Consider the following 24,237-nt stretch of genomic DNA (forward strand, 5'->3'; position numbering starts at 1 on the left):
TTTCTGATGTCAAAAACGATTGAGTTTGATATTGAAGGGATGACATGTGCCGCCTGTTCCGCTCGGATTGAAAAAGTCCTGAACCGGATGGACGGCGTCGAAGCAACGGTCAACTTACCACTCGAGACGGCTCGTGTCTCGATTTCTGATGCCTATGATGATCAAGCGATTATCGAAAAAATTCGCAAAATCGGCTACGAGGCCACGGTCAAACAAGCACCACACGCAACAAAATCGAATCGTCGGATGCTGTATCGCTTCGTCATCGCAACCGTTCTTTCGCTCCCTTTGCTCGCGAGCATGCTGACACATATTCCGAATAGTCCATTCCATCTTCCATTCTTGATGAATCCGTGGCTACAATTTGCTTTAGCGACACCGGTTCAATTCATCATCGGTGCGCCCTTTTACAGCGGGGCTTATAAAAGCTTACGAAGCGGGAGTGCTAATATGGATGTCCTTGTCGCGCTCGGGACATCGGCAGCCTATTTCTATTCCGTTGCTGAAATGCTGTTCGTCTCTGATATGCCACACCTCTACTTTGAGACAAGTGCAATTCTGATTACACTCGTCTTGCTTGGGAAGGTTCTCGAAGACCGTGCGAAACAACAGACGACAGGAGCGATTAAAAGTCTGCTTTCCTTACAAGCGAAAGAAGCCATCGTTTTGGAAGATGGGCAGGAACGGATCGTTTCAATTGAGGCGATCCAAGCCGGGATGGTGTTACTCGTAAAACCCGGAAATAAAATTCCGACAGACGGTATTGTTCGCGCAGGTGATGCGTATCTCGATGAGTCGATGTTGACCGGTGAATCCGTTCCTGTTCATAAGACTGTTGGCGCATCCGTCATTGGTGGTACGCTGAATACGAACGGTTCCTTACAAATCGAGGCGACAAAGATCGGGCAAGCAACGGTTCTCGCACAAATCATTCGCGTCGTCGAGCAAGCGCAGACGGAAAAAGCACCAATCCAGCGACAAGCTGATCGGATTTCTGGTGTGTTCGTACCGATCGTCGTCGCCATCGCGCTTCTGACGTTAGCCGCTTGGTGGATGTTCACCGGTTCCTTTGCAGAAGCGATTCGTCCTGCCATCGCGGTGCTCGTTATCGCCTGTCCGTGTGCACTCGGGCTTGCGACACCAACTTCAATCATGGTCGGAACCGGAAAAGGAGCGGAACGAGGGATTCTCTTTAAAGGCGGTGCTCAACTGGAGAACCTTCAACATGTCGATGCTGTCGTCTTTGATAAGACTGGAACATTGACAGTCGGTCGCCCTGTCGTCGTCGAGACGTTTGGCACGGAGACAGCGCTCGATTTCGCTGCCGCGCTCGAACGTCAATCCGAACATCCTCTTGCCCGTGCCATCACAGCAGAGCGGGATGTTGTGTTTGATATCGAACAGTTCCATGTCGAATCAGGACGTGGGATCACGGGACAAATCATGGGACATGATTTGATCGTTGGTTCAGCGCGAATGATCCAGGAACGAAACATCGCCCTTCCTGACTGGACGTCACTCGGAGCGACACTCGTGTATGTCGCCGTCGATGGAGAAGTCGCTGCCGGATATGCCATCCGTGACGCGTTAAAAGATTCAGCGAAAGAAACAATCCAGCGGTTGCGAGAGACTAAGGACGTGTATCTCTTGACCGGTGATCGTCGTGAAGTTGCTGATCATCTAGCAGAAGAACTCGGACTTGATCGAGCGTTCGTCTTTGCTGACGTCTTACCTGTTGAAAAGGCAGATGTCATTCAGTCACTTCAACAAACGAAACGTGTCGCGATGGTCGGAGACGGTATCAATGATGCTCCCGCTCTTGTAACGGCGGACGTCGGCATCGCGCTCGGCAGCGGCACAGATGTCGCCCTCGAAGCAGCCGACGTGACGTTGCTTGGACACGATTTAAAACAAGTTTTACTTGCGATCGAACTAAGTGAGCAGACAATGAAAAACATTCGTCAAAATCTCGTTTTCGCACTCGGCTACAATACGATTGGCATCCCTGTTGCTTTTCTTGGTCTGCTTGCTCCATGGCTTGCGGGCGCCGCCATGGCATTCAGTTCTGTCTCTGTCGTGACGAATGCGTTACGATTAAAACGTACCCCACTATCTGAAGGAGGAACTTCATCATGAAAGAAACAACGTTATCTGTTATCGGTATGACATGCAATCACTGTAAAGCGAGTGTCGAATCAGCTTTATCTGAAGTCGAAGGTGTACAACATGCTACTGTCTCACTGGAACAAAACCAAGTGACGGTACAGCATGAAGACGTTCCTCGTGAGCGCCTCGTCGATGCAATCGAAGAGATCGGCTATGATGTGCCGACTGCTTAAACATCCATGCCAAACTGCTTCTAACACGCAGTTTGGCTTTTTTGTTTTTTGAAAAGCGGGAATATACGGAGTAAGGAGGGGTTCGTATGGTACCGCAAATCGAATTCGTAGAACACTTCGACGACAACAAAGGAAAACGATTCAAAATCGAACTTTGGAATCTCGGAACCTTCACATTCAGTGCCGAGTCAGCTCGTGGACCTGTCACCCGTTTCACCTCCATCGATATTCAATTCGTTCAAACCTGCGTTCAACGAATGCGCTCGATCGTGGACGCCAAAAAAGCATTCCAGGAAGATCAACCGGTCTAATCCTGTCTTTTTTCATTCTCCTCATGGCACTTGCCATGAGTTTTTTTGTTTCCGGTCAATGTTTTTCAATATTCTCGTCTTTTTTTCGAAAACCAGTATCGCTTCGTCAAGATGAACCGATAAGAAACAGACATCATTTTATTCACATCTTGAGTATTGGAGGCAACTACGTGCGCAATCCTTTTAAAAGTAAGACTACTTCGGTTTATCAAGCTACAATCGGCTTTCCTGATTCTCATCTCATCACGAAGACGGCAGATCCTGATCTTACATCTCGTCTCGTATACATGGGGTATACAGAAGAACAGCTACAGACACTTAAATCGATGGCACCTGTCGTTCAAGGCATCTTAGATGAGGTCCTCGAGCAAGTGCTTGACCATCTATTATTGAATCCAGAGATGGCAACGATCGCGAAACAATCATCGACACGCGAACGATTGAAAAAAGTCTTTGCGGACTACTTCACGAGTCTTCTGACAGGAAACATGGATGAATCCTTCCTTGCGATGCGGACACGGATGGGACAGACGCATAAACACAACTTCGTTCCCGTCACTTGGTTCATCGCTTCATATGCTGCGTTTCAGACGTTGTTGATTCCTAAAATCGTCGAACATTATCAGCATGACCCAGCGCAACTGACAACAGCCGTGCTTGCATTGACTCACGCGATGAACTTAGATGCTCAAATCGTAACGAGTCAGTACGTCGATTCTCGTCTTCATGAAGTAACGGCAGCGAACGAGTCGCGCCGTCAACTGCTGACAGACGTCGTTCGTGTCAGTCAAGAAGTCGCAAGCTCCGTCGAACATACGGATCATGCCATCATCGAAACGAGCCGACGTGCTTCACAAGTGTTGGCAGAAACAGATCAGACGGAGCAGACGAGCCAGCAACTCGTCCAAATGACGATTGCTAACGAACGACAGATGCAACAGATGGAGCAACAATTCGCTCAATCAACACAACAAGTTGGTACTTCGCTTGAAAGCATCCACGAATTGAAAACGACGTCGGATGAGATCGTCCAGATGACACAAAGCATCGAAGCGATCGCCAATCAAACGAACTTACTCGCGTTAAATGCTTCGATTGAAGCAGCCCGCGCCGGTGAACACGGTAAAGGATTCGCTGTCGTAGCGACGGAAGTCCGGAACCTTGCTGAAAATGCCAAGTCATTAAGTAGCAGCATCAATGGTCTGATTCAAAAGAACAATGGCAACATTACACAACTGGTTTCTCAGATGGAAGACATCACACGCGCCAACACTGCATCTCAGCAAGAATTACAACAAGTCAAACAAGGAATCCAAACCGTTAAGAGTGAAATGGAAAACTCACTGACGTTGTTTGGTCGTAATAAAGAAAACCTTGGACAAATCGTCGAGACGATCCAAGGTCTCAGTAAAACGACGCAAGGCTTGACGACACTGACGACGGATCTTGTCGCAGCTTCAGAAACACACTAAAAAACAGGTCTCTCTTTTTCGGTCATAGCCGAAGTGAGAGACCTGTTTTTTTTAATTGTCTTGTTCTGCCGTGACGACAAGACGTTGATCGTACCCTTTTGAGTTTGTAAACGTACCAATGCATGAAATGAGCGTCAGTTTGTTCATGACGGTCGCACCAAAGATTGATCCGACTGGTGCTTCATCGACAGGATAGGACATGACGTTCGTCACCACGTATGACACCTGTTGTCCTGTTTTCCCTGTCACTTCAATCCGTTGCCCTTTTTTCATCTTGGCTAAATCATAAAAGACAGCAGGTCCCTTTTCATCGTCTAAATGTCCTGCTAATACGACATTTCCGGTTTGACCGGCTTTCGCACCGTATTTATACCACGCGACTTGATCCGTTTTTTTTGGCACATCCATCCGTCCTTGCTTATCCTTCCCGACGACTTCGATGTTTGCTTTCACATCGAGCGTCGGAATCATAATACGCGTTGGAATGAATGCTTCTTCGTCCACCATTTCGGATGAAGTGGACGAAGAAGACGTCGTTTCAGTTTGTTTTGGTTTTTCCGGCTTTGTAGTACCTGGAGGTGATCCCGATTGGCATCCGGCTAATACGAGTAAGAGAAGCAGACTACTCTTAAGCGTTTTGTTTACGACGGACGACATACGCTGTTCCTACTAACAAGGCAGCTGCTGCTGCGACTGCCCATGGTGTAGCAGAAGTCGTATCAGCAGAACCACCAAGTCCTGTATCTGGCATTGATGCCATTTCACCGCCATCTGGAATTAAGAGAACATCAAACGCTGGCTCGCCTTCTAGTAAACCGATTGCGAGAGCTGTATAGTTTTTGCCACTGTCGAGTTTGACGCCATCAAGTGCTTTGACGACATCCGTTGCGCCTGCAGGGCGGACTTCAAGGTCATACGTACCTGCATCGAGTGTACCGTAGTCAGAGACTTTTGAGAATTCAAGGTTGCTAAAGAGTGGGTCTCCACCTTTTGGTGCGACATCAACAGCAGGTGCATCTGGTGCAAAGTGTGCGACACGGACCATTGATTTGCCGTCTTCGCCTTTGCCGTTGTCTTCCATGACAGCAAGTTTAATATCAGCAAGTTTACCGATTGCTGCGACAGAATAGAATTTACCAGCTTCCACATTGAGTGTTTGAGAGAGCACAGGATCTTTTGTTGTTCCTGCAGCGAATACTTCTACTTTATGTTCGCCAGCTGGTAGTGTGAGGTAATCTGTAACATCTTTGAATTTTGCTCCTGATACGGCTTTTTTGCCATCGACCGCGATATCGACTGCCGGAGCATCTGGTGAAGCATGAATGACACGAACCATTGCGTCATCTGCTGCGCCTACCGGAAGCACGAATAGTGCAAACAGTAACGTAGCAGTCACAAACGATAAGAGTTTCTTCATCTTTTTTCCACCTTTCTGATTGTCAAATGTACATCGCTCTCAAACCAATGTTCTTACACTTCAGAATATTTCCGTCGTGGTGACATCTTAAACTTAAGATACTTCCGTATATGTGTAAAGATTTCAGTGTGCTATGAACTTGTTTTGAAAACACACTGACCTTCTTTTTGTTTTCGAAATAAAATACATAACAAATCAATTGAAAAGAAGGTTAGTTATGATACAGCCTCGTCACGGTTAAGTGCCTACCTGTCCGTTTTACTTCTGACGTTCTTGAATCCGATGACGAGCGGACAGGATGCCGTTTTGTTTCTAATCGGTATTTTTCTTGGTTCTGCCACCTGGGGGAGCATCCTGGCAAACATCACACACCTGCTTAAACACCAGATTGCGACGTCCGTTCTACGCGTCGTCCAATAGACATCTGTCAGTCTGATCATCGGATTCGGTGCATTCGGAGTCGTTCAGTTCTTCTTCTGAACAAAACAAAAGAGACCGACATCACGTCTGGTCTCCTTTGTCTATTTATTTAATGAATCCAATCATCATCTCGCGCAACACTTTTGCTGCTGCGATCGCTGTCATATCCGATTGATCATACGCTGGGCATACTTCTACCAAATCAGCTCCGATGACGTCGACGTCTGCTCGTGCAATCATGTGAACGACTTCGAGTAGTTCCTTCGTCGTCACCCCACCGATTTCTTGTGTCCCTGTTCCTGGTGCTGCTGACGGATCAAGGACATCGATGTCGATCGTGACGTAGACCTTTTTCCCGGCAAGTGTTGGAAGAACTTGACGAAGCGGCTCGACGATCTCGTATTTGAAAAGGTTGTAGCCTGACGTCTTCGCCCATTCGAACTCTTCTTTCATCCCCGAACGGATTCCGAACGAATAGCAGTTCTCCGGTCCGATCAAGTTCGCGATTTTCTTGAGTGGCGTCGAGTGTGACAACGGCTCACCTTCGTACTCGTCACGCAAGTCCGTATGCGCATCAAAGTGAAGCACAACAAAATCATCATAGTGTTTATCGAACGCTTTGACGACTGGCCACGTGACTAAATGTTCGCCACCCATACCGAGCGGGAACTTGCCTGCTGCCAGTAATGAATCGACGTATTCTTCAATCATATCAAGTGATCTTTGTGCATTCCCGAATGGTAACGGGATATCTCCCGCGTCAAACAACTTCGCGTCGGCGATGTCGCCATCTAAGTACGGGCTATATTCTTCTAAACCAAGTGAGACTTCACGGATACGTGCCGGACCGAATCGTGAACCGGGACGGAAACTGACCGTCCAGTCCATCGGCATGCCGTATAAAATTCCTTTTGCATCCTCGTGAGTCGGTTGACTCGCGATAAAGACTTTTCCTGAATATGCTTCATCAAAACGCATGATCCATTCCCCCTGTTCATTGGTCGTTTGCTGCTGCAAACGCCTCTTTACCTGACAACAGAGCGATTTCGAAGATCGAAACCGCTCTGTTCATGTGTGCTATAGTGACTGAACTCAGCCGTTCGTTAAATCTTTAACGAACTTCGGAAGCGCGAAAGCTGCCGTGTGAAGCTCAGGCGTGTAATACTTCGTATCGATCTCGTGGAAACGCTCTGGTGCGACAGCAAGCGGATCGTGTTTCTTTGATCCGATCGTAAACGTCCAAAGACCACTTGGATATGTCGGAACGTTAGCGATGTAGAGCTTCGTGATCGGGAAGATTTCTTTGACGTCGCGTTGAACATCACGGATCAAGTCTGGTGTGAACCATGGGTTATCCGATTGTGCGACGAAAATACCGTCTTCTTTTAATGCTTTTGAAATACCAGAGTAGAAGCCTTTCGTGAACAAGTTGACCGCTGGACCAACTGGTTCTGTCGAATCGACCATGATGACATCATACTCGTTTTCTGCTTCTGCGATATGCATGAATCCATCCCCAACGATGACTTCGACGCGTGCATCGTCCAATCCACCTGCGATGTTCGGGAGGTATTTTTTCGAATACTCGATGACTTTTCCGTCGATTTCAACCAAAACAGCTTTTTCGACGGACGGGTGTTTCAAGACTTCACGGATGACTCCGCCGTCTCCTCCACCAACGACCAGAACCGATTTTGGATTCGGGTGTGTGAACAATGGGACGTGCGCGACCATCTCGTGGTAAACGAACTCGTCCTTATCTGTCGTCATGACCATTCCGTCAAGTAACAACATCGTACCGAACTCGTCCGTTTCAACCATCTCTAGGCGTTGAAACTCCGTTTGTTCGCTCTCATAAACGTGGTTGACACGGAATGTGATACCGTAATCTTCCGTTTGGTGTTCCGTGAACCATAACTTTAATTTTTGTTCCATTTGCGATAGAACCCCTTTCTTTCATCAAGACAAAAGTTGTTCGTATGCGAGTGGCGTTTACGGCGCTTCTTAATCATACAAATGCGAGTATACCGAATTTCGAAAGAAACTTCTATATAATTTGAAAATTTTTGTCTTCCGTGTTTATTCGACGAACGTTACGATTTCATCAAGCGGGCGACGTTGCTTATCACGTTTCGGTTCGTCTGCCCGGTAACCAAATGCGACCATGACCGGAACCGTAAAAACAGAACGATCGAGCAGTCCACGACCGCCGAGTAATTGCTCGACTGCTTGTTGGTCAAACCCTTCGATTGGACAGGAGTCAATCCCGATTTGTGCTGCTGTCGACATCATGTTTCCGAGTGCAATATAGGCTTGTTTCGCTGCCCAGTCTTCCATCGCTTTCGGGTTATGACCGATCGCGAAATCCTCCTTTAAAAACAGACCGTATCGCTTCGTCCGTCCGGCTTTCGCTTCTTCAGATAGACCAAGGAAATCCATCATCTGCGTAACATGCGGTCCATCTATCTGCATTTGTTCTCCTGTCCGAGCGAGGAACAAGACGAAATGACTCGCTGTCGGTAATTGTCCTTGTGCGCCCCAAGAAATTTCTTTAAGCGCTTCACGGATTTCTGGATTTTGAATGACGAGCATGTTCCATGGCTCATAACCGAACGAGCTTGGTGACAGACGCGCCGTTTCCAAGATAAAACGGAAATCCTCTTCTGGGATCATTTGACCGTTAAATGCCTTTGTGGCATGACGAGATTGAAATGCTTCGAGAATCGCTTGCTTTTGTTGTTGTTTTCTCATAAGAAATGCCTCCTTTAAAATGATGACTGCTTTTGTTATATCAAATCCAATTTCGGACCGCCTCTGATTTGCTCAGATTAGTCATTACGTTAGTTTTTAAGTAAAACGGGAAATAAGAATATTAACGTCTTTCCTTTCACTATTTAAAAATCATTTTAAACATTTGATTATCCGCCATTTTACACCTTTCCTCTCTGGTAATTCCCTAATTTCTATGGTTTCATTTCCCAAACGATTTGCTTTTTCACCAAAGTGTTTGTTACGGTAGTACCCTGCGTGATTAGGTTTTGTTATCGGATGCACGGGGTAATGATAATGTCGTTGTCATCATTTGATACAGAACAACCATGTAAAATTCGAAAGAAGGTGTGGAACACGATGGAAAATAATCGAAAAAGTAAGATTACAAAAGTCTTTATGGTATCCGTCATTTTCTGTGTGCTCTTTACCATATGGGGAATCTTACCGGAATCCCTAATCGGTGCAGCTAGTCTCGGAAATGTCACAGCTAAAGCACAATCCTTTGTCTCTGACGGATTTGGCTGGCTTTATCTTCTCGGCATGAGTGCTTTTTTAATCATTGCTATCTTTTTAATCTTTTCCCGCTTCGGTTCCATCCGACTCGGTAAGGATTCGGACCGACCTGAATATGGTCTCATTTCTTGGTTTGCCATGCTCTTCAGCGCTGGTATGGGAATTGGTCTTGTCTTCTGGGGTGTCTCAGAGCCTTTGACGCATTTCCATACACCGCCGGTCGCAACGGATGATCCGACGGAAGCGGCACGACTCGCGATGCGCTATTCGTTCTTCCACTGGGGATTACATCCGTGGGCCTTGTATGCGATCGTCGGACTTGCCATCGCGTACTCGACATTCCGAAAAGGACGTCCTGCTACGATTGGCGACACGGTCGCTTCATTGATGAAGCCTCAGTTCGCTTCAGCCGGTAAAGGTACCGTCGAAGTACTCGCCATCGTCGCAACGGCGTTCGGTGTCGCGACGTCACTTGGTCTCGGTGCGCAACAAATCTCAGGTGGACTGAACTTCTTGACAAGTAGTATTCCGAACTCATTTGCTACACAAATGATCATTATCGTGATCGTCTCGGTCCTTTATATGATGAGTGCCGCATCTGGTCTTGATAAAGGAATCGTTCGTCTCAGTAACGCCAACATTGTTCTTGCTGTTCTATTGATGGTCGCCGTCCTTTTCCTCGGACCGTTTAGTTTCATCATGGACCTCTTCGTCCAAACGACAGGAGCTTATCTGCAAAATTTACCAGTCATGAGCTTCCGCGCATCTGCTTTTAATCCAGATGAACGCGGCTGGATCAACGATTGGACGATCTTCTACTGGGCGTGGTGGATTTCATGGTCACCATTCGTCGGTACGTTTATTGCTCGTGTCTCGAAGGGACGAACGATTCGTGAGTTCGTCATCGGAATCATGCTCGTCCCAACGATTTTCGGATTGCTTTGGTTCTCTGTTTTTGGCGGATCAGCAATTTGGAATGAACTGTTCCAAAACGTCAATTTGATCACGACGATTAACGATAAAGGAGTCGAAACCGGCATGTTCGCTCTGTTTGAGACATTCGGTGGATTAGGCACATTCCTCAGTATCGTCGCTGTCTTCTTGATCACGACGTTCTTCATTACTTCGGCTGACTCCGCGACATATGTTCTCGGGATGCTTTCGTCTGGTGGTAGTCTCATGCCAAGCTTACGCATTAAGCTCGCTTGGGGTGTTCTCCAGTCTTCGATTGCCGCTGTCTTACTTTATGCCGGAGGATTGAGCGCCTTGCAGGCTGCTTCAGTTCTTGCCGCCTTTCCGTTCATCTTCGTCGTCGGTATGATGATTATCGCTCTATTTAAGGAGTTATCAGATGAACCTGATGCCCAAAAAGAAGTAACTGATTTGAAGCAAGATGCTTAAATTGTTTTGAACTCCTCCTTCCGTCGCATACGGAAGGAGGTCTTTTTTGTTATCCTGAATTATGCTGAACAGAAAGAAATGAGGTGACTCATGCGAAAACGTACACGTTGGCTCGTATCCCTTGGGATTCTCGCCCTAGGTAGTTGGTTTTTATATCGTGAAAATAACGTCATCGACGTCTCAGAGATCACAGTGACGTCGGGTCGCTTGCCAAAATCATTTGATGGCTATCGCGTCGTTCAAATCGCCGACTTACATGGCAAAGCGTTCGGATCGGATCAACAACGACTATTGAAAAAAATTAGTCGTAAATCACCAGATCTCGTCGTCATGACTGGCGATTTGATTGACTCGAGGCGAAACGGAGAAGAAGCTGCCCTTACACTTATGAAAGCGCTCGTCGATCGATACCCTGTCTACTTCGTCACCGGGAATCATGAAGTCCGACGAAATTTAACGATTTTACCGAAACTTGAGCAGCTCGGTGTCACCGTTCTTCGGAATGAAACGCGTGTCATCGAGTATAAAGGACAATCGATTTCGTTACTGGGTATCGATGATCCGACGACGACACGTTGGCGCGAAGGACTATCAGAACCGGATGGGATTCGTCAAAGTCTCAATCAAGCACTGCAAGACGTATCGCCTGATGCGTTCCAGCTCCTGCTTGCGCATCGTCCGGAATATAAATCCTTGTATGCAGAGCGTTCCGTTGATCTCGTCTTATCCGGTCACGCCCACGGCGGACAGATCCGCTTACCTTTTACGGAAGGTCTGTATGCGCCTGGTCAAGGATTCTTTCCAACCGTGACGGCAGGCCGCTATCAGGAACAGCAGACTGAACTGATCGTCAGTCGTGGTCTCGGGAACAGCCTGTTTCCGTTTCGTCTGTTCAATCATCCAGAACTCGTCGTCTTGACGCTGAAACGACCATGAAAAAAGAACGTGTGCCGCGGCACACGTTCTTTTATTTAGACCAACGCTTCATGTAAAGCAGTGTCAGCATTTTCCCACATCTCAGGTTTATGAGTCTTTAAGAAATCACGTAACAATTCCTTTGAACGCTCATCCATGTGATCGACGACGATCCGTCCTTTAAGGGATTTATCCATCTTATTGACGTGGTCGGCAAGAATCTTGAATCCGCGCCGTGCTTCTGCATCGACTAGCAGGTCACAAGCAGCCACACCACCGTAATAGAAGCCTTCAGGTTTACGACCAACCGTCACCCAGACGATCCAGTACAGTTTACCGTTCGGTGTATCGACTTTATCCGTCGTGAACTTGACGCGTTTCTCGATTGCTGCTTTTGCGTGCATCGCACCCATATCGATGTAAGCTTCACCGTCTTCCGGAGAAATGATGACTGGTGACATACTATTTAAACTGAGTGTTCCGACACCGAATCCTCCGTGACCGTCTGTAGAGTTATCTGAAATGATATTGAAGTTAATCTTTTTTTCCATCGTGTTTTGTCCCCTTTTATTCCTGTTGCTTCTATCATACCGCATTCCGAGGTGTCTGCAACCAGTCACTCGTAACGGAGTAACTGTAATTGATCCTCTGTCGCTCGGCGAATCGTCGGGAGACGATAACACGTCATGGATGCAATCTCCTCGTGGGCTGGGGGATTGACCTCTTCGAGATGAAGCAAAGCACGATCAAACAGGGTTTGCGCTGCACGACCGAATAAAAAGAGACGTTCCAGCGAAGAACACTGCGACCGAATCGCACGTAACTGATGCGCCAGTTCTCGCACCTTTGCCTCAACCTCTTCTTCCATGTCGGCTGTCGGTTTTCGATTTTGAAACAACGGTTTGAAACGTACATCGTCCTCAAGCAATGTCAGCATCCCGTATCGCTTCGCTTCTTTTTGATTCAGCAGTTGAGCGAGTTTTTTATCCGTTACGAGTCGACCGAACGGGATGTTCTGTTCAAAGACGATATCTGCAACCTCGAGTCCTTTAGGGCCAGACAATGGATAAGCTGTATCTTCTGGTAACGTCCGATCAAAAATCAGTAGCGTATGAATTTTTTTTCGTATGATCGCGTCCATTATGTCTCTCCTTTTCTGCCGTATGTGTATGACTACCTTCGCTTCCGACAAGAATAGCTCCTACCTTATACCCTTCTTTTTCGAAAACGATGTTCGAATTGACGAATCCCCTATCGAATGCGCTATACTGATGGCGTATCGTCATCATGCTAGAGGGGGAAATGAAGTCATGCCATATGTCACGGTTAAAATGTTATCGGGTCGTACAGTCGAACAAAAACGCGCCTTGATTGAAAAAGTCACGGAAGCGGTATCGGAAACGACAAATGCTCCAAAAGAAAACATCACGGTCTTCATCGAAGAGATGGAAAAAACAGATTATGGTCAAGCTGGCGTCATGTTTGCAGATAAATAATCAACAAGAGACGTCCGGTCGTTACCGCACGTCTCTTTTTCCCATCTACTTGATCTCCAAGGAGGAATTCTTATGACTACTGTTACTGTACTTGGTGCGACCGGTCGAACGGGTCGCCCTCTAATCGATCGTTTATTAAAAGATGGCTACGATGTCCAAGCACTCGTGCGTTCCGCGTCATCGGACTTACCAGTTCACGATCGCCTTCATATCCTGACGGGAGACGCCACAAACCCGGACGATCTTGAACAAGCACTCGCAGGAAGTACCGCTGTCTTCAGTTGTCTCGGTACCGATCAACAGCAGGTTCTCTCGACAGCAATTCCACATCTCGTCACCAAGATGAAGGAAGCAGGCATCGAACGGATCGTCTTCATTGGTACAGCAGGCATTCTCGATGCGTCAGAAGAACCTGGAAAGTATCGTTTCCAATCGAGTGAATCCCGTCGCCGCTCGACAATCGCAGCAGAGGATCACCTGAAAGCTTATTTGACTTTAAAGGATGCAGACGTCGACTTCACCGTCATCTGCCCAACACAATTGACGGAAGATAAAGCACTTGCTGCTGACGACTTGTTGATTGAGACGACACGCTTCACTGCATCGACAGGACCGATTCCCCGGGAAAACGTCGCGCAGTTCGCTTACGAAGTCTACCGTGACGGAACCCACCATCGCGTCCGCGTCGGAATTGCTTCGCACGGTGAAACGAAATAATAGACAAAAAGAGCAATGGATCTGCTGATCTATTGCTCTCAGATTGTAGACAAACCCTCATTTCGTAATTGAAATGAGGGTTTGTTGTATGTACTCCCTATTAAAACGTAGTGAAGACATGGATTCCCGGGGGAATCCCAGGACCAATTCGCAAGCTTTTTGAGGTTCAAGGCAATGAAAGTAAGCATCGCTTGAAGCGTCGTTTTTTTCAGCCCTCGATAGCGGCTCCAACGCATGCCATGCTTCTCTTTGGTGTCCGCGAAGACACGCTCAATTGTTTCCTGACGCTTGCGATACAACGCACGATTCACGACTGTATGTCTGAGATGCTCCACTTCATCCATCGCCTCTTGCCAGAGATGGCGATGGATGACTTTTCTGTGGTCGCGACTTTGCGTACATTGGGATAGAAGAGGACATGTCTCGCACACAAAAGGATTCGAGACATATTCACGGTATCCGTCTCGCGTCGTCGTTCGATAACGGAGAACTTGATTGTTTTCACATAAATAACAGTCATAATGTTCGTCATAGTAAAAGTCTTTTGTTTTTAACATTCCTTTTACCCCTCTGGGGCGTGTATAAGGGAAGACGGGTAAAATGCTTTGTTTGAGAAGATGATGGGCGATTGGAACAGTCTTATAGGCAGAGTCAGCGACGACTGCGAATGGTTGTCCGAAATGGTGCGTGACAGTTTGAAGAAGTGCCGGAAAGACGATACTGTCGTGGACACTTCCGGGCGTTACAATCATCCCGAGAACGAAGCCGTACCGATCACAGGCGGTATGGCACGAATAGGCGAATTGCTTTTCACGCTCNTTTTGTTTTTAACATTCCTTTTACCCCTCTGGGGCGTGTATAAGGGAAGACGGGTAAAATGCCTTGTTTGAGAAGATGATGGGCGATTGGAACAGTCTTATAGGCAGAGTCAGCGACGACTGCGAATGGTTGTCCGAAATGGTGCGTGACAGTTTGAAGAAGTGCCGGAAAGACGATACTGTCGTGGACAYTTCCGGGCGTTACAATCATCCCGAGAACGAAGCCGTACCGATCACAGGCGGTATGGCACGAATAGGCGAATTGCTTTTCACGCTCCCCCTTCACGTAATARCCACTCTCCGGATCGGTCGTACTCTCCTTCGTCTCGTGTTCTTCAGCTTTCTTYATCTTGGGGGTGAAAGGCTTTTTTCCATGCAAAATCCGATCCTCGTTGACTTCTTGGTCTAGTTCTTCTTTGTACTGTTGTGCGGCGCGTCGAACGAACTTCTTCTTATACTTCCGTTTGTTCGCGTTTGCTTTGATGTGGGTKGAGTCAATGAAGAGGACCGMCGGGTCCACGAACCCGGCTTCGACTCCTTGCGTGAGGACCCGATAAAAAATACTCTCAAAGACGTCTGTATCCTGAAAACGCCGGACGTAGTTTTTGCCGAATGTAGAGAAGTGCGGCACCTTCTCATCCAGACCAAGACCTAAAAACCAACGATATGCCACGTTGGTTTCAATCTCTTTGATGGTACGCCGCATAGAGGGAATRCCGAATACATATTGAAGAAGCGCCATCTTGATTAACAGAACGGGATCGAYACTTGGTCTGCCTGTGTTTTCGCTATACAAGTTCTTTACGGCACTATAGATGAAGTCGACATCGATGACTGCATCTATTTTTCGGACGAGATGGTCCTGAGGGACCAGTTGTTCCAATGTGATGGTGATATTCTCTGAGCGATGATGGTGATCTCTCTTACCCATCATAGGAAGTCCTCCTTCTTCTTTTCTACTTTTTTATACCCGGAAGAAGGATCAGAGAAGCGTTTTGTTCACTCGAAATCGCTTCCTAGGGAAAAACAAACAAGAGCGACCCTGCAGCGAAGCGAAGCGGCGCGATGCTTGTCCCAGGAAAACGATTCGAGACGAACAAAAAAGCGCAATCCTTCTCGTCAGAGAAAAATTGCACTTTGTCTTCAGTCTGANGAAGCGGCGCGATGCTTGTCCCAGGAAAACGATTCGAGACGAACAAAAAAGCGCAATCCTTCTCGTCAGAGAAAAATTGCACTTTGTCTTCAGTCTGACGAATGCCCAGTTCCTGTAGTCGTGCTAATTTTTCATAGGTAGCCGTCTAATACGATAAGGCGGCGGATTCCGTGATTTCGAGCTCGAGGTATGCCGGATTCATTCCTGTCTCTGTGAGAATCGTTTCGACGCGACGTAGAAATTTTTGACTCGCGAACTGAAGTGGGGAGACGTTAACAGCAATCGAGAACGGTTCCGAAGTCAGGTCTTGCCAAGTGACCCAGCGTAGGCAAGCGGTACGTAACACCCAGTCACCTAAGGCGTGAATCGCCCCGGTATTTTCAGCAACGGGAATGAATTCGGCCGGTGAGACGAAGCCAAGCTCATCATGCGTCCAGCGTGCCAACACTTCAACACCAGTCATTCGTTCCGTAACTACTTCGATCTTTGGTTGATAGACAAGCTCGAAGGCTTCTGCTTCGAGTGCCTCCGTCATGAATTTTTCAATCTGGACGGTTCGCAAGATATCGTTTCGATTCTCGACCTTGAATTCCTTGATCGTGTTTTGCGCTTCAGTAAACGAAGCATGGAGTGCCAGTTTTGCATACTCGATCAGTTCTTCTGCTGTTGTGGCGTCTTCCGGGTAATGACTAATCCCGGCGCGCATTGTCAGCGTAATGACGGTTCCGTCGATATCAAATGGTTGTGATAAGGCAGCGTAACACTTCTCGGCTTTTTGTGTCGCTAGCTGACTGCGTTCGTCAACGAGGAGAACAAGAAATTCGGATGAATCAAGGCGTGCTAGGACATCACGCATGTGAATCGTCGCTTGCAGACGTTCTGCAATTTGCAACAACAGACTCTCGACGCCTTTATGTCCGAGCATATCACTTAGAGAACGCCAACAATCCATACTGAGCGCGAGGCACGAAATCGGAATCGCTTGTCTAATCTGTTCCTCGATGAAGAGTGTAATCTTGTCTCGATTCGGTAAATCCGTCAACCGGTCATGAAAGGCAAGGTGTTCGAGTTGCTGCTGGGACGACACTTGATCGGTGACGTTGCGAAAGAACCACAGTGTCTGATTCAAGTTCTCCCCTTTTAGCGGATGATTAACGACTTCAAGGATGCGTTCGTCGACGTGTAGCATCTGTTTTGTGTGGTCAGGAACATCAAGACGTAAAGTCGCGTCATGTTCCGTTAAGTATGGGTGGCGTTCCGGGAAAAAATCATGAAACAGCGAGTTCGCATATTGAATCAGACCATCAGGATTCGTCGTCACGACACCATCTTCGGTTGATTCAAGAATCGTCGCTTGGATGAAGTCACGTTTACGTAACTGAAGGTCAAATAAGACGGAAGCGAAGAAAACGATGAATAAAAAGAGCGTGACGATTGAAACAAGTGTCAACAGCATCGCTGGTTCGATAACTTGATCACTCGTGAACGATGGAATCATCTGAAACTCTAAACCGAGCATGCCAACGTGATGCATCCCGGAGATCGCAATACCCATGATGAGAGCAAAGAAGACTTTCGTCTGAACCAGCATCTGTTGCTTCGCGTAACGCGAAAAGAAACCGATATAAAGTGCGGTCCAAGAAGCAGCAATCGCAATTAAGATCGAGAGCAACACATATCCTGTATGATACTGAAGGGTCATTCCCTGTAAAGCGGCAATCCCGACATAATGCATGCCGGCAATCGCACTTCCCATCAAGAAGCCGCCAAGAACGAATGATTCACGGGACATGCGGCGGGCAACGAGATAAAAGCCAAGGATACATCCCGTCATCGCGATGATGACCGACAGAAAGACGAGCGGGAACGAGTAGGTCGCATCCTTCAAGGTACCGTGACCAAGCATCGCGACAAAATGCATCGACCAGATGCCGAGACCTAAAATTGATCCACCGGCAATCAACCAAAGATGTTTCGAATGATCAGTCGCCGTTTTGACACGTCCCGCGAGTTCAATTGCGATGTAGGCGGATGTTGCGGCAATCAGATAAGATAACGTGACGAGTAAAAAATCAGTATGAGCATGCATCGTATGGTTTGGCATGATGAAAGAAGTCACCTCGGCAGAGTGAAATGTTTAATCGAATGGTAAAGGTGTAATCTAGATACCCTTTTTCATTCAATCATATACATTTTTTTTAAATAACATCTGCGGGTGCGGAAAAAATCATAGCGTATCGATTATAGATGAAGACCGACAAGGATTTTATGATCCATTAATTTTGTGTACTGGAGCGTATGGAAAAACGGATTTCCGAAGTCGCATGGTTGAAGATGGACATGAATCATGTGATAACTGTAAGACAAGTTTGGGTTTGCCTTTAGCAGATTCAAAATCGTCTGTTCTTGGGATGCTGGGCTGATGTCATAGATATGAAACGAGATGATGTTATGACGGATGCGAAACGGGGCAATCGTGAGGGTGAACGGTTTATGATGGGCAAAGCGATGTTCTGTTGAGACGGTCGATCCGGTAATCACGAGTTCGTGTGGGGTGATGCGTAATTTCGGGTGCCAGAAGTCTTTGAATTCGATTGCGATGATATCGCGTAAGTCTTCTTCCGTCACATACGTCGTGACGAGAATATCTGAGGGATTGCCAAGATAGTCGTTATCCGTATTCATATGTAAGCTCCTTTATCGATTAGTGGATGGAATCAATGCGCTGTCGTTCAGGGTAAAGAAAGATATGTGTTCTCTCCTGCTCTACAGAAAGTAGATTTAATATGATTGTAACTTTTTTCCTTATTTTTGTTTTTCACTCATTGATCGTTTAGGGAAAGCGATTCTTGATATTTCATCGAAAATCAATCGTGTGTTCCATCACTTGTCACCATACAAAGGAGGAACTACCCATGACTCACTATGATTATCTCGATCAGTATTTATTGACGGACTTCTCGCGGACAGCCCATACGATCAAGGCGTACCGGAGTGATCTTCGGCAAATGCGTTTGCATCACGTCGACTGGTCAGTTGCGTCCTTACGACGCTACTTTCACTGGATGAGAGCACATTATAAGCCGTCGACGATTCTGCGACGTTATCACGTCTTACACCGGCTCGGAAACGTTCTCGTCGAGCGGCGACGGATCAAAAAAAATCCGATGGTCGAGATTCGTCCGATCGTCCATCAACGTCTCCAAGATGAAACGTATCATGATAGTGAAGAGTTGATTCCCGTGATTCGACAGATTGATGATCCAACCTATCGCCTTTTCTTCGAGGTGCTCAGTCAAACGGGCCTCCGCTTCATGGAGGCCCGTTTGTTGACGGTGCAGGATTTTGATTTAGCGAAGAACGAACTGTACGTTCGTCACGGGAAAGGCGGTCGAACGCGGACTGTTCCAATCGGGGAGACCCTTTGCGATAAGATTAGTCTGTTTCTTACAGGTCGCACGACCGGCTATTTGTTTCAATCCGTCACGGGACGGATGATCAATGAACATGCGGCGAGAAAGGCACTACGCGAAGTCGGGTTTACGTCTCTAAAGCGTCACGTTCGTCCACATATGCTGCGGATCGCCTATGCGACCTATCTTTATCAGCAGGCAGGATTGAAGTTGCTCGATATAAAGCGTCTGCTTGGTCACGCCAGCATCTCGACGACGGAAGGATATATCCGTAGCCAGACGAATCACGTCCGGGACGTTCTTAATCGTCTGTCCGCTTGAGGCGATTAACCGACGAATGAGCAATGTCGTGTGACGGTAGGACGTAGTGTTGGGTCGTCCGAACATCGCTGTGACCGAGCAGGCGCATGATTGTCAGAATGTCCGTCTGGTGCACGTGATAAAGTGTCGTCGCAAACGTCACCCGGATGTCATGCGGCCGCAGGATCCGTCCAAGACATCTGTTGCTCGCCTCTTTTAAGACACGGCGAAATTTTGCCGGATTGACGGGTCGTCCGCTGTCTTCGCAAAACAGTGGGATGGCGTCAGGACGGATCGTCTCGATGTAACGCGCTAGGACATCGCGCAACGCATGATGCAGCGGAACTTGACGTGACTTATCCCCTTTACCGCTCCGGACGAGCAACTGATCGCGCGCAAAGTCGACGTCTGCAAGCTGTAAGTCACGGGATTCTGAAAACCGCAGTCCCGTGTGCAGGAGCAGAAAACTAAAGGCGTAGACAGTCTCGTCGCGAATCGTCTCGAGGACACGATGGACGTCGTCGTACGTAAAGGCAAGTCGCCGATGAGATGTGGGAACCGGTTTTTTGATGCGTGCCAACGGATTCGTCTGGAGCGAACGTTCAGCGACGAGTTGATCGAACAGAATCGACAGAGCATGCAGGCGCCGGGCTGCAGTTGCTGGGGCGTAAGTGTCACGCAAAAACTTAGCGTAACGTTGCAGCGACGGGACATCGATCCGTTCGACATGACGACAGAGATGCCGTACGTCCGAGCGATAGGCTTTTTTCGTCAAAGGGCGATAGTCCGCCTGTTCAATGATCGCAAGTAGGCGTTCTTGATAATAGGGCATCATCCGAGGAGGAACTGGACTTTCTGCCGGAGTTCCGACTTTAATGAGCGCAGTCGCGCCGGGGAGTAACCGAGCGTCTCTTCTGTTCCGTGCATCAAGGCTTCGAGAAACGTGTACTCCTTATTCGACAGATCCCGTTTAAGTTCGCTGAGGAGATAACTAAAGGAGACGTTCGGCGTCCGAGGAAGCTCCGGCATCGTCTCGACCGCGACTTCGGTCGCAAGCGTCCGGTTGCGGGTCGCTAAGTAGTCGAGCATCGCCCCTTTTGCTCGAATCCGGGCGAAGGTGACAGTCATGACCTTTCCTTCTTCAATTGATTTCCAAAGTCGGAGCAGGGCGGCTTGCCGGCATTCATCATGTTCATTCGGGTGGATCGAGAGGCGGGACAGGAGGGAGTTGACGAGGGGAATCCAGTTACGTAGTAAGTCGTTCATGAGTATCCGTTTCTTCAGATATGCATATCTGTTATGTATTCCGCGGTAGTTTTAGTATAAGTAGAGTTATCCGCTCGATGCAACGCCCCATTTCTTCAATCATGCCAACGGATTCTTCAACTTTTAAGTAGCGTAAGTGATACAATTCTGCGTCACTCTATCCATTCGCTTCAGATAAACCCGCATTCTCGCGCGATTGCTTTCAGGATAACTCTACTTATCCGCTGGAGTGTTCGGAAAGTATTTAATCTACCATGATTAACTTTAATATCTAAAAAATGTTTAATAGATTACGATTTAAATGATTACGATGAAAAAATATGCCTCTTTTTATTCCTGAAATACAGAATAAAAAGAGGCATATTTTTATTTATTCTGACGTACATATCTTCGAACTTCGCCTCTTAATAAATCCATGAATACACTTGTCTCTAATAAAAGAGGAGTAACGTAGGGTTCTAGTTCGCTGACTAATTTGCGCTCTAAAGCATGTAATAGCTGATGATCAATTGATCCGCTTTGATTGTAGTAATTCTGAATGATGTTCATGGTTGCGCTGTGATCATGAAGTAGGTCTTGAATATAGGGCTTTATTTTATGCTGGGATGTGACGGTATGGGTTGGTGGTGTGAATCGTTCATATGTCTTTTGTGAAAAAGTAGACTGCGTTGTTTCCAATGCGGGCATTATAATAGGTAGGTTAAAACGAAATTGTTTAGCCCATCCAAAGATAAGTAGAATCCAGAAGGGCATTAAATTATCAAAATCATATGTCACGATTCCCCAAACACCAGCAGCAAAAACGAGAATAAGAAATGATAGCTTGTACATATGTAGACTCCTTAAAACTTCACAGGAATGGAAGTTTGTTTAGTGTAATCAGCATTGAAGAAAATCAGTTTAACTTGTTTTACATCACGTGGTGCTTCGAAACGAATATCATACGTTTTAGTAGTTTTACCCTTGATGGACGATACATGTGTTAAATCTCCCTTTAAAGAACCGAGACCTGTCTCTAGTTGATCGTAATATATGGTGTATTGAGCATTCGATATATCAAAAGCAGTTTTAGTTTTAGCAGTTAGTACGAGTTGGACTTGAAGTGACATCATCTTTTGTTTCAAATTACGTTTGGCATACACATTTTTAATTTGAATACGCCCAATCTTAGAGTCATACCAAGTTCTATTTAAAGATATGTTTTGATTTAAGTATTTTTTCATTTTTTTAGCATCTTCGACTTTCTTTCGCTGTTGTTCTTTCTTTCGTTGTTCTGCAATTTGTTTAGCTTTTCGTTTTTCCTCTTGTTGCCTTTTTTTCTCAAACAACTGTTTTTTATGACGAGCAATCCGTTCCTGTTCTTCTCGTTGTTTTTTTTTAATCAGTTCGGACTCTGATAATTTCTTCTGATTGGAGTCTTCTTCGGAGTCTGCTTCGACTTGAAGTGAGGTTGTATTTTCTACTTGGAGTAGACTTAAGAAAGAAAAAGAATGATTGTGATTAACAAATAAAAGCGCGAAGAAAAAGACAGTCAACCATCCAACACGACGACGAATTTTATAATGAATTGATGACTCGCCGATTTTGAACTTAAAGGGGCGAAACGAAAAACTGAATATACCGCCGATGAAAATAGCAAAGATATTCAATACGATAGATGGCTGCGGTAGAAAAATTAGGCACACGCCCATCAAGATACAAACTAATATAAACAACGGATATTCTGAATTTGGCATGGTTTTACGCCGTGCGAATCGAGAACAGATCAGTGCAGAAAGGATGGCATAATCAAAGGTGAATAATGAGTTTGAATAGACCGTTCCTCTGACTAAAGCAAAACAACTAGCTGAAAGAAGTGAAATCCAAATCAGGCGATTAAGTAATGCGATCGAACCGAGGTAAGACTCAAGATTTTTGGAAAGATACCAAAAGAAAATCAGTGCAACAGCTTGGTAAGAAAGTGATTCGATTGGAAAGAAAGGATGGAAAAACAACCATGTCAGCATGTATGTATCGTTTGACCAAAGAAAGTCCAATACCCAAGATAGTACTATAAAAAATAAAGAACTAGCCGTAATAGAAAGTGTGACAGGATGGTGCTTCCACTCAAAACTGAAAAAATGTTTAATAGATTGTTTCATGAAAAATCTCCTTTTGATGTTCTAACATTTGTCGTCAATCCGAGTAAAAGAGAAAAATAACAAGTGTCATTTATGTTGTAGTTAACTAAGAATAAAACACACTTTTAAATTTAATGAGTATAGTATCAAGACATAATGCGAAGGGAAAATTTATTTTATTGTATGCTCTATAACTTCATGATTAAGAGGTGGTGGTATACGCCCATTAAATATTGTACTTAAATTCAGTTTACTATAATTTTTAAAAAAGGAAAATATTATAACTTTTTATAAACGAAATAAACATATATAGTAATTTAAAAGTATGATTATACTTACAAGAAGTAATGATTTTATTAAGGTATAGTAGTATTACTTTTTGATTATCAGCTTCGTGTAACTGAAAAGATCATCTTATCGGTCATTTCAGCGAGATTCATTTAAAACATTACGAGAGGCGTGCGGATCTATCTTGTGGTCTATAGCGAATTCTCCTTTTTTAGTTAAGACTAGTTAAGACTCTTTTTGCTCAATAACGCTGCGTGCATTTGGCAATTCTATTCTTCTAAATGTTAATTATAAGAGTAGTTATTTTAATGCTTAAATTCATAAATATAGTGTTTGTGAAGAAAAAAACTTCTATCCTCTGAAGAGAATAGAAGGCGAATGTATACAAGTCTTCATTAATTTTTTTAAGGATTAAGTCCATTGTAACTTCATGAACTTTGGATATACCTCTTTCATTGCATCTAAGATCATTACGTAAAGATGAACAGTTAGCATAGGATCAAAATTAGTATCGGCATAATACGTGTAGGCGTAATCGACTTGTCCATCTACTTCGATGAAGTTTCCGAAACGATATTCGCGATTCAATGTATTTAGTAATTCATGGAGATTTTCTTTTTTTAACGGATTATTGATATTTGCAAGTCCCCAACCACGCATTTCAATGATGTCTTGATCTTCTTGAAAGATGATCCCCATGACAACGGAACCACCACCCTCAAAATGTTCTACTCGTCTAAAACCAATATTATTGTTATCGAGTTCGATTTCCTCCATACTTGCTTCAATTTCGTTTAAATGGTCTCGAAATACTTGAGAGTTTTTCATTATTTAACCTCCATTAAATTCAAAATAGAAAACATTTTAAAATACTTTTTCTCTTAAATGTAATCATATTCCTTTTATTTTTTATGTATTCTTTATTTTTTCCATCGATTTTTTGATTTTGAAAGTAGTCGTTACTAAGTAATTTAATCAAACATACGTATTGTTACATCTCATTATTAAAAGAGGCTGGGACATAACTCAGTTTCACAAACGAAAGGCCCTCGAAACGTGTAGTCGTTTCGAGGGCCTTGTTCTATGACGAAAAACCGATTCTGAAT

The 24,237-nt window shown here is 45.6% G+C and carries 24 protein-coding genes and 1 pseudogene; 9 read left to right on the top strand and 16 right to left on the bottom strand.

Translation table 11 applies throughout. The features are described 5' to 3' along the window. Positions 1-6 precede the first annotated feature (6 nt). From ASG02_RS12720 to ASG02_RS12735, 4 genes are all read left to right on the top strand, one after another. On the top strand, positions 7-2,136 hold the full coding sequence (locus ASG02_RS12720; protein WP_056064047.1) for a cation-translocating P-type ATPase: 2,130 nt from the start codon (positions 7-9) through the stop codon (positions 2,134-2,136). Then, positions 2,133-2,339 carry a heavy-metal-associated domain-containing protein gene (locus tag ASG02_RS12725; RefSeq protein ID WP_023466808.1) on the top strand — a complete coding sequence of 69 codons (207 nt, stop codon included), beginning with the start codon at positions 2,133-2,135 and terminating at the stop codon, positions 2,337-2,339. The genes ASG02_RS12720 and ASG02_RS12725 overlap by 4 nt, the downstream gene beginning before the upstream one ends. An 86-nt stretch (positions 2,340-2,425) precedes the next feature. Further along, entirely contained in the window at positions 2,426-2,650 is a 225-nt protein-coding gene (locus tag ASG02_RS12730) for a hypothetical protein (protein ID WP_035411332.1), read from the top strand. 170 nt (positions 2,651-2,820) lie between these two features. Beyond that, on the top strand, positions 2,821-4,122 hold the full coding sequence (locus ASG02_RS12735; protein WP_056064050.1) for a globin-coupled sensor protein: 1,302 nt from the start codon (positions 2,821-2,823) through the stop codon (positions 4,120-4,122). A 51-nt stretch (positions 4,123-4,173) separates the two neighbouring features. Here ASG02_RS12735 and ASG02_RS12740 read toward each other — a convergent pair whose 3' ends face one another. The 5 genes from ASG02_RS12740 to ASG02_RS12760 all read right to left on the bottom strand — a co-directional run bounded on the left by ASG02_RS12740 (position 4,174) and on the right by ASG02_RS12760 (position 8,710). After that, positions 4,174-4,779: a class F sortase gene (locus tag ASG02_RS12740; protein WP_056064053.1), complete on the bottom strand. Its 606-nt coding sequence runs from the start codon at positions 4,777-4,779 to the stop codon at positions 4,174-4,176. After that, on the bottom strand, positions 4,751-5,539 hold the full coding sequence (locus tag ASG02_RS12745; RefSeq protein WP_035411338.1) for a DUF4397 domain-containing protein: 789 nt from the start codon (positions 5,537-5,539) through the stop codon (positions 4,751-4,753). The genes ASG02_RS12740 and ASG02_RS12745 overlap by 29 nt, the downstream gene beginning before the upstream one ends. A gap of 525 nt (positions 5,540-6,064) precedes the next feature. Then, positions 6,065-6,937: an agmatinase gene (gene speB, locus ASG02_RS12750; protein ID WP_056064054.1), complete on the bottom strand. Its 873-nt coding sequence runs from the start codon at positions 6,935-6,937 to the stop codon at positions 6,065-6,067. Positions 6,938-7,051: 114 nt separating this feature from the next. Next, a complete protein-coding gene (gene speE, locus ASG02_RS12755; RefSeq protein WP_023466799.1) occupies positions 7,052-7,894 on the bottom strand; it encodes a polyamine aminopropyltransferase in 843 nt (280 codons plus the stop codon). Positions 7,895-8,038: 144 nt separating this feature from the next. Then, positions 8,039-8,710, bottom strand: coding sequence for an NAD(P)H-dependent oxidoreductase (locus tag ASG02_RS12760; RefSeq protein ID WP_056064056.1), 672 nt, complete (start codon positions 8,708-8,710; stop codon positions 8,039-8,041). Between the two features lie 378 nt (positions 8,711-9,088). Here ASG02_RS12760 and ASG02_RS12765 point away from each other — a divergent pair, with 378 nt between their 5' ends. After that, positions 9,089-10,645, top strand: coding sequence for a BCCT family transporter (locus tag ASG02_RS12765; protein WP_056064105.1), 1,557 nt, complete (start codon positions 9,089-9,091; stop codon positions 10,643-10,645). A 90-nt stretch (positions 10,646-10,735) separates the two neighbouring features. Beyond that, a complete protein-coding gene (locus ASG02_RS12770) occupies positions 10,736-11,581 on the top strand; it encodes a metallophosphoesterase (protein ID WP_069201494.1) in 846 nt (281 codons plus the stop codon). Positions 11,582-11,616: 35 nt separating this feature from the next. Here the strand turns inward: ASG02_RS12770 and ASG02_RS12775 are convergent, their stop codons facing one another. Together ASG02_RS12775 and ASG02_RS12780 are read right to left on the bottom strand one after the other, a co-directional pair. Further along, positions 11,617-12,111, bottom strand: coding sequence for a YwhD family protein (locus ASG02_RS12775; RefSeq protein ID WP_056064059.1), 495 nt, complete (start codon positions 12,109-12,111; stop codon positions 11,617-11,619). 65 nt (positions 12,112-12,176) lie between these two features. Beyond that, a complete protein-coding gene (locus ASG02_RS12780) occupies positions 12,177-12,701 on the bottom strand; it encodes a hypothetical protein (RefSeq protein ID WP_056064062.1) in 525 nt (174 codons plus the stop codon). Positions 12,702-12,870: 169 nt separating this feature from the next. Between ASG02_RS12780 and ASG02_RS12785 the strand changes: the two genes are divergently transcribed. Continuing rightward, positions 12,871-13,056 (top strand): 2-hydroxymuconate tautomerase, encoded by a 186-nt coding sequence (locus tag ASG02_RS12785; RefSeq protein ID WP_023466792.1) that lies wholly within the window; start codon positions 12,871-12,873, stop codon positions 13,054-13,056. A 72-nt stretch (positions 13,057-13,128) separates the two neighbouring features. Further along, positions 13,129-13,773, top strand: a complete 645-nt coding sequence (locus ASG02_RS12790; protein WP_056064064.1) for an NAD(P)-dependent oxidoreductase — start codon at positions 13,129-13,131, stop codon at positions 13,771-13,773. Positions 13,774-13,811: 38 nt separating this feature from the next. Here ASG02_RS12790 and ASG02_RS12795 read toward each other — a convergent pair whose 3' ends face one another. From ASG02_RS12795 to ASG02_RS12810, 4 genes and pseudogenes are all read right to left on the bottom strand, one after another. Beyond that, positions 13,812-14,525 carry a transposase gene (locus ASG02_RS12795; RefSeq protein WP_082478703.1) on the bottom strand — a complete coding sequence of 238 codons (714 nt, stop codon included), beginning with the start codon at positions 14,523-14,525 and terminating at the stop codon, positions 13,812-13,814. 67 nt (positions 14,526-14,592) lie between these two features. Continuing rightward, positions 14,593-15,525 (bottom strand): annotated as a pseudogene (locus ASG02_RS12800) (IS1182 family transposase); the annotation flags it as partial. A 364-nt stretch (positions 15,526-15,889) separates the two neighbouring features. Then, the gene (locus tag ASG02_RS12805) at positions 15,890-17,848 is read right to left on the bottom strand and encodes an MHYT domain-containing protein (RefSeq protein WP_056064072.1); all 1,959 of its coding nucleotides are present in this window, start codon (positions 17,846-17,848) and stop codon (positions 15,890-15,892) included. Between the two features lie 137 nt (positions 17,849-17,985). Next, positions 17,986-18,429 carry a hypothetical protein gene (locus ASG02_RS12810; protein ID WP_056064075.1) on the bottom strand — a complete coding sequence of 148 codons (444 nt, stop codon included), beginning with the start codon at positions 18,427-18,429 and terminating at the stop codon, positions 17,986-17,988. A gap of 230 nt (positions 18,430-18,659) precedes the next feature. Here ASG02_RS12810 and ASG02_RS12815 point away from each other — a divergent pair, with 230 nt between their 5' ends. After that, the gene (locus ASG02_RS12815) at positions 18,660-19,478 is read left to right on the top strand and encodes a tyrosine-type recombinase/integrase (RefSeq protein WP_056064078.1); all 819 of its coding nucleotides are present in this window, start codon (positions 18,660-18,662) and stop codon (positions 19,476-19,478) included. Here the strand turns inward: ASG02_RS12815 and ASG02_RS12820 are convergent. The 5 genes from ASG02_RS12820 to ASG02_RS12840 all read right to left on the bottom strand — a co-directional run bounded on the left by ASG02_RS12820 (position 19,459) and on the right by ASG02_RS12840 (position 23,959). Further along, the gene (locus tag ASG02_RS12820) at positions 19,459-20,289 is read right to left on the bottom strand and encodes a tyrosine-type recombinase/integrase (protein WP_235514038.1); all 831 of its coding nucleotides are present in this window, start codon (positions 20,287-20,289) and stop codon (positions 19,459-19,461) included. The two genes, ASG02_RS12815 and ASG02_RS12820, sit on opposite strands and share 20 nt — an antisense overlap. After that, positions 20,289-20,723 (bottom strand): sigma factor, encoded by a 435-nt coding sequence (locus ASG02_RS12825; protein ID WP_056064084.1) that lies wholly within the window; start codon positions 20,721-20,723, stop codon positions 20,289-20,291. Before ASG02_RS12825 ends, ASG02_RS12820 begins: the two co-directional genes overlap by 1 nt. 366 nt (positions 20,724-21,089) lie before the next feature. Then, positions 21,090-21,554: a hypothetical protein gene (locus ASG02_RS12830; protein ID WP_056064087.1), complete on the bottom strand. Its 465-nt coding sequence runs from the start codon at positions 21,552-21,554 to the stop codon at positions 21,090-21,092. 11 nt (positions 21,555-21,565) lie between these two features. After that, positions 21,566-22,864: a cell envelope integrity protein TolA gene (locus ASG02_RS12835; protein WP_056064090.1), complete on the bottom strand. Its 1,299-nt coding sequence runs from the start codon at positions 22,862-22,864 to the stop codon at positions 21,566-21,568. A gap of 678 nt (positions 22,865-23,542) precedes the next feature. Beyond that, complete coding sequence (locus ASG02_RS12840; protein ID WP_056064093.1) at positions 23,543-23,959, bottom strand: YbjN domain-containing protein; 417 nt, start codon at positions 23,957-23,959, stop codon at positions 23,543-23,545. Between the last annotated feature and the right edge of the window lie 278 nt (positions 23,960-24,237).

The organism is Exiguobacterium sp. Leaf196, assembly GCF_001423965.1.
Taxonomy (GTDB): domain Bacteria; phylum Bacillota; class Bacilli; order Exiguobacteriales; family Exiguobacteriaceae; genus Exiguobacterium_A.

Excerpts from the sequence above, each read along its gene's own strand:
- ASG02_RS12825 (WP_056064084.1), bottom strand. The coding sequence starts at position 20,723 with ATGAACGACTTACTACGTAACTGGATTCCCCTCGTCAACTCCCTCCTG.
- ASG02_RS12840 (WP_056064093.1), bottom strand. The coding sequence starts at position 23,959 with ATGAAAAACTCTCAAGTATTTCGAGACCATTTAAACGAAATTGAAGCA.
- ASG02_RS12780 (WP_056064062.1), bottom strand. The coding sequence starts at position 12,701 with ATGGACGCGATCATACGAAAAAAAATTCATACGCTACTGATTTTTGAT.
- ASG02_RS12820 (WP_235514038.1), bottom strand. The coding sequence starts at position 20,289 with ATGCCCTATTATCAAGAACGCCTACTTGCGATCATTGAACAGGCGGAC.
- ASG02_RS12790 (WP_056064064.1), top strand. The coding sequence starts at position 13,129 with ATGACTACTGTTACTGTACTTGGTGCGACCGGTCGAACGGGTCGCCCT.
- ASG02_RS12720 (WP_056064047.1), top strand. The coding sequence starts at position 7 with ATGTCAAAAACGATTGAGTTTGATATTGAAGGGATGACATGTGCCGCC.
- ASG02_RS12835 (WP_056064090.1), bottom strand. The coding sequence starts at position 22,864 with ATGAAACAATCTATTAAACATTTTTTCAGTTTTGAGTGGAAGCACCAT.
- ASG02_RS12765 (WP_056064105.1), top strand. The coding sequence starts at position 9,089 with ATGGAAAATAATCGAAAAAGTAAGATTACAAAAGTCTTTATGGTATCC.
- speE (WP_023466799.1), bottom strand. The coding sequence starts at position 7,894 with ATGGAACAAAAATTAAAGTTATGGTTCACGGAACACCAAACGGAAGAT.
- ASG02_RS12830 (WP_056064087.1), bottom strand. The coding sequence starts at position 21,554 with ATGTACAAGCTATCATTTCTTATTCTCGTTTTTGCTGCTGGTGTTTGG.
- ASG02_RS12785 (WP_023466792.1), top strand. The coding sequence starts at position 12,871 with ATGCCATATGTCACGGTTAAAATGTTATCGGGTCGTACAGTCGAACAA.
- ASG02_RS12740 (WP_056064053.1), bottom strand. The coding sequence starts at position 4,779 with ATGTCGTCCGTCGTAAACAAAACGCTTAAGAGTAGTCTGCTTCTCTTA.
- ASG02_RS12725 (WP_023466808.1), top strand. The coding sequence starts at position 2,133 with ATGAAAGAAACAACGTTATCTGTTATCGGTATGACATGCAATCACTGT.
- ASG02_RS12745 (WP_035411338.1), bottom strand. The coding sequence starts at position 5,539 with ATGAAGAAACTCTTATCGTTTGTGACTGCTACGTTACTGTTTGCACTA.
- ASG02_RS12810 (WP_056064075.1), bottom strand. The coding sequence starts at position 18,429 with ATGAATACGGATAACGACTATCTTGGCAATCCCTCAGATATTCTCGTC.
- ASG02_RS12775 (WP_056064059.1), bottom strand. The coding sequence starts at position 12,111 with ATGGAAAAAAAGATTAACTTCAATATCATTTCAGATAACTCTACAGAC.
- ASG02_RS12770 (WP_069201494.1), top strand. The coding sequence starts at position 10,736 with ATGCGAAAACGTACACGTTGGCTCGTATCCCTTGGGATTCTCGCCCTA.
- ASG02_RS12730 (WP_035411332.1), top strand. The coding sequence starts at position 2,426 with ATGGTACCGCAAATCGAATTCGTAGAACACTTCGACGACAACAAAGGA.
- ASG02_RS12805 (WP_056064072.1), bottom strand. The coding sequence starts at position 17,848 with ATGCCAAACCATACGATGCATGCTCATACTGATTTTTTACTCGTCACG.
- ASG02_RS12815 (WP_056064078.1), top strand. The coding sequence starts at position 18,660 with ATGACTCACTATGATTATCTCGATCAGTATTTATTGACGGACTTCTCG.
- ASG02_RS12795 (WP_082478703.1), bottom strand. The coding sequence starts at position 14,525 with ATGATTGTAACGCCCGGAAGTGTCCACGACAGTATCGTCTTTCCGGCA.
- ASG02_RS12760 (WP_056064056.1), bottom strand. The coding sequence starts at position 8,710 with ATGAGAAAACAACAACAAAAGCAAGCGATTCTCGAAGCATTTCAATCT.
- speB (WP_056064054.1), bottom strand. The coding sequence starts at position 6,937 with ATGCGTTTTGATGAAGCATATTCAGGAAAAGTCTTTATCGCGAGTCAA.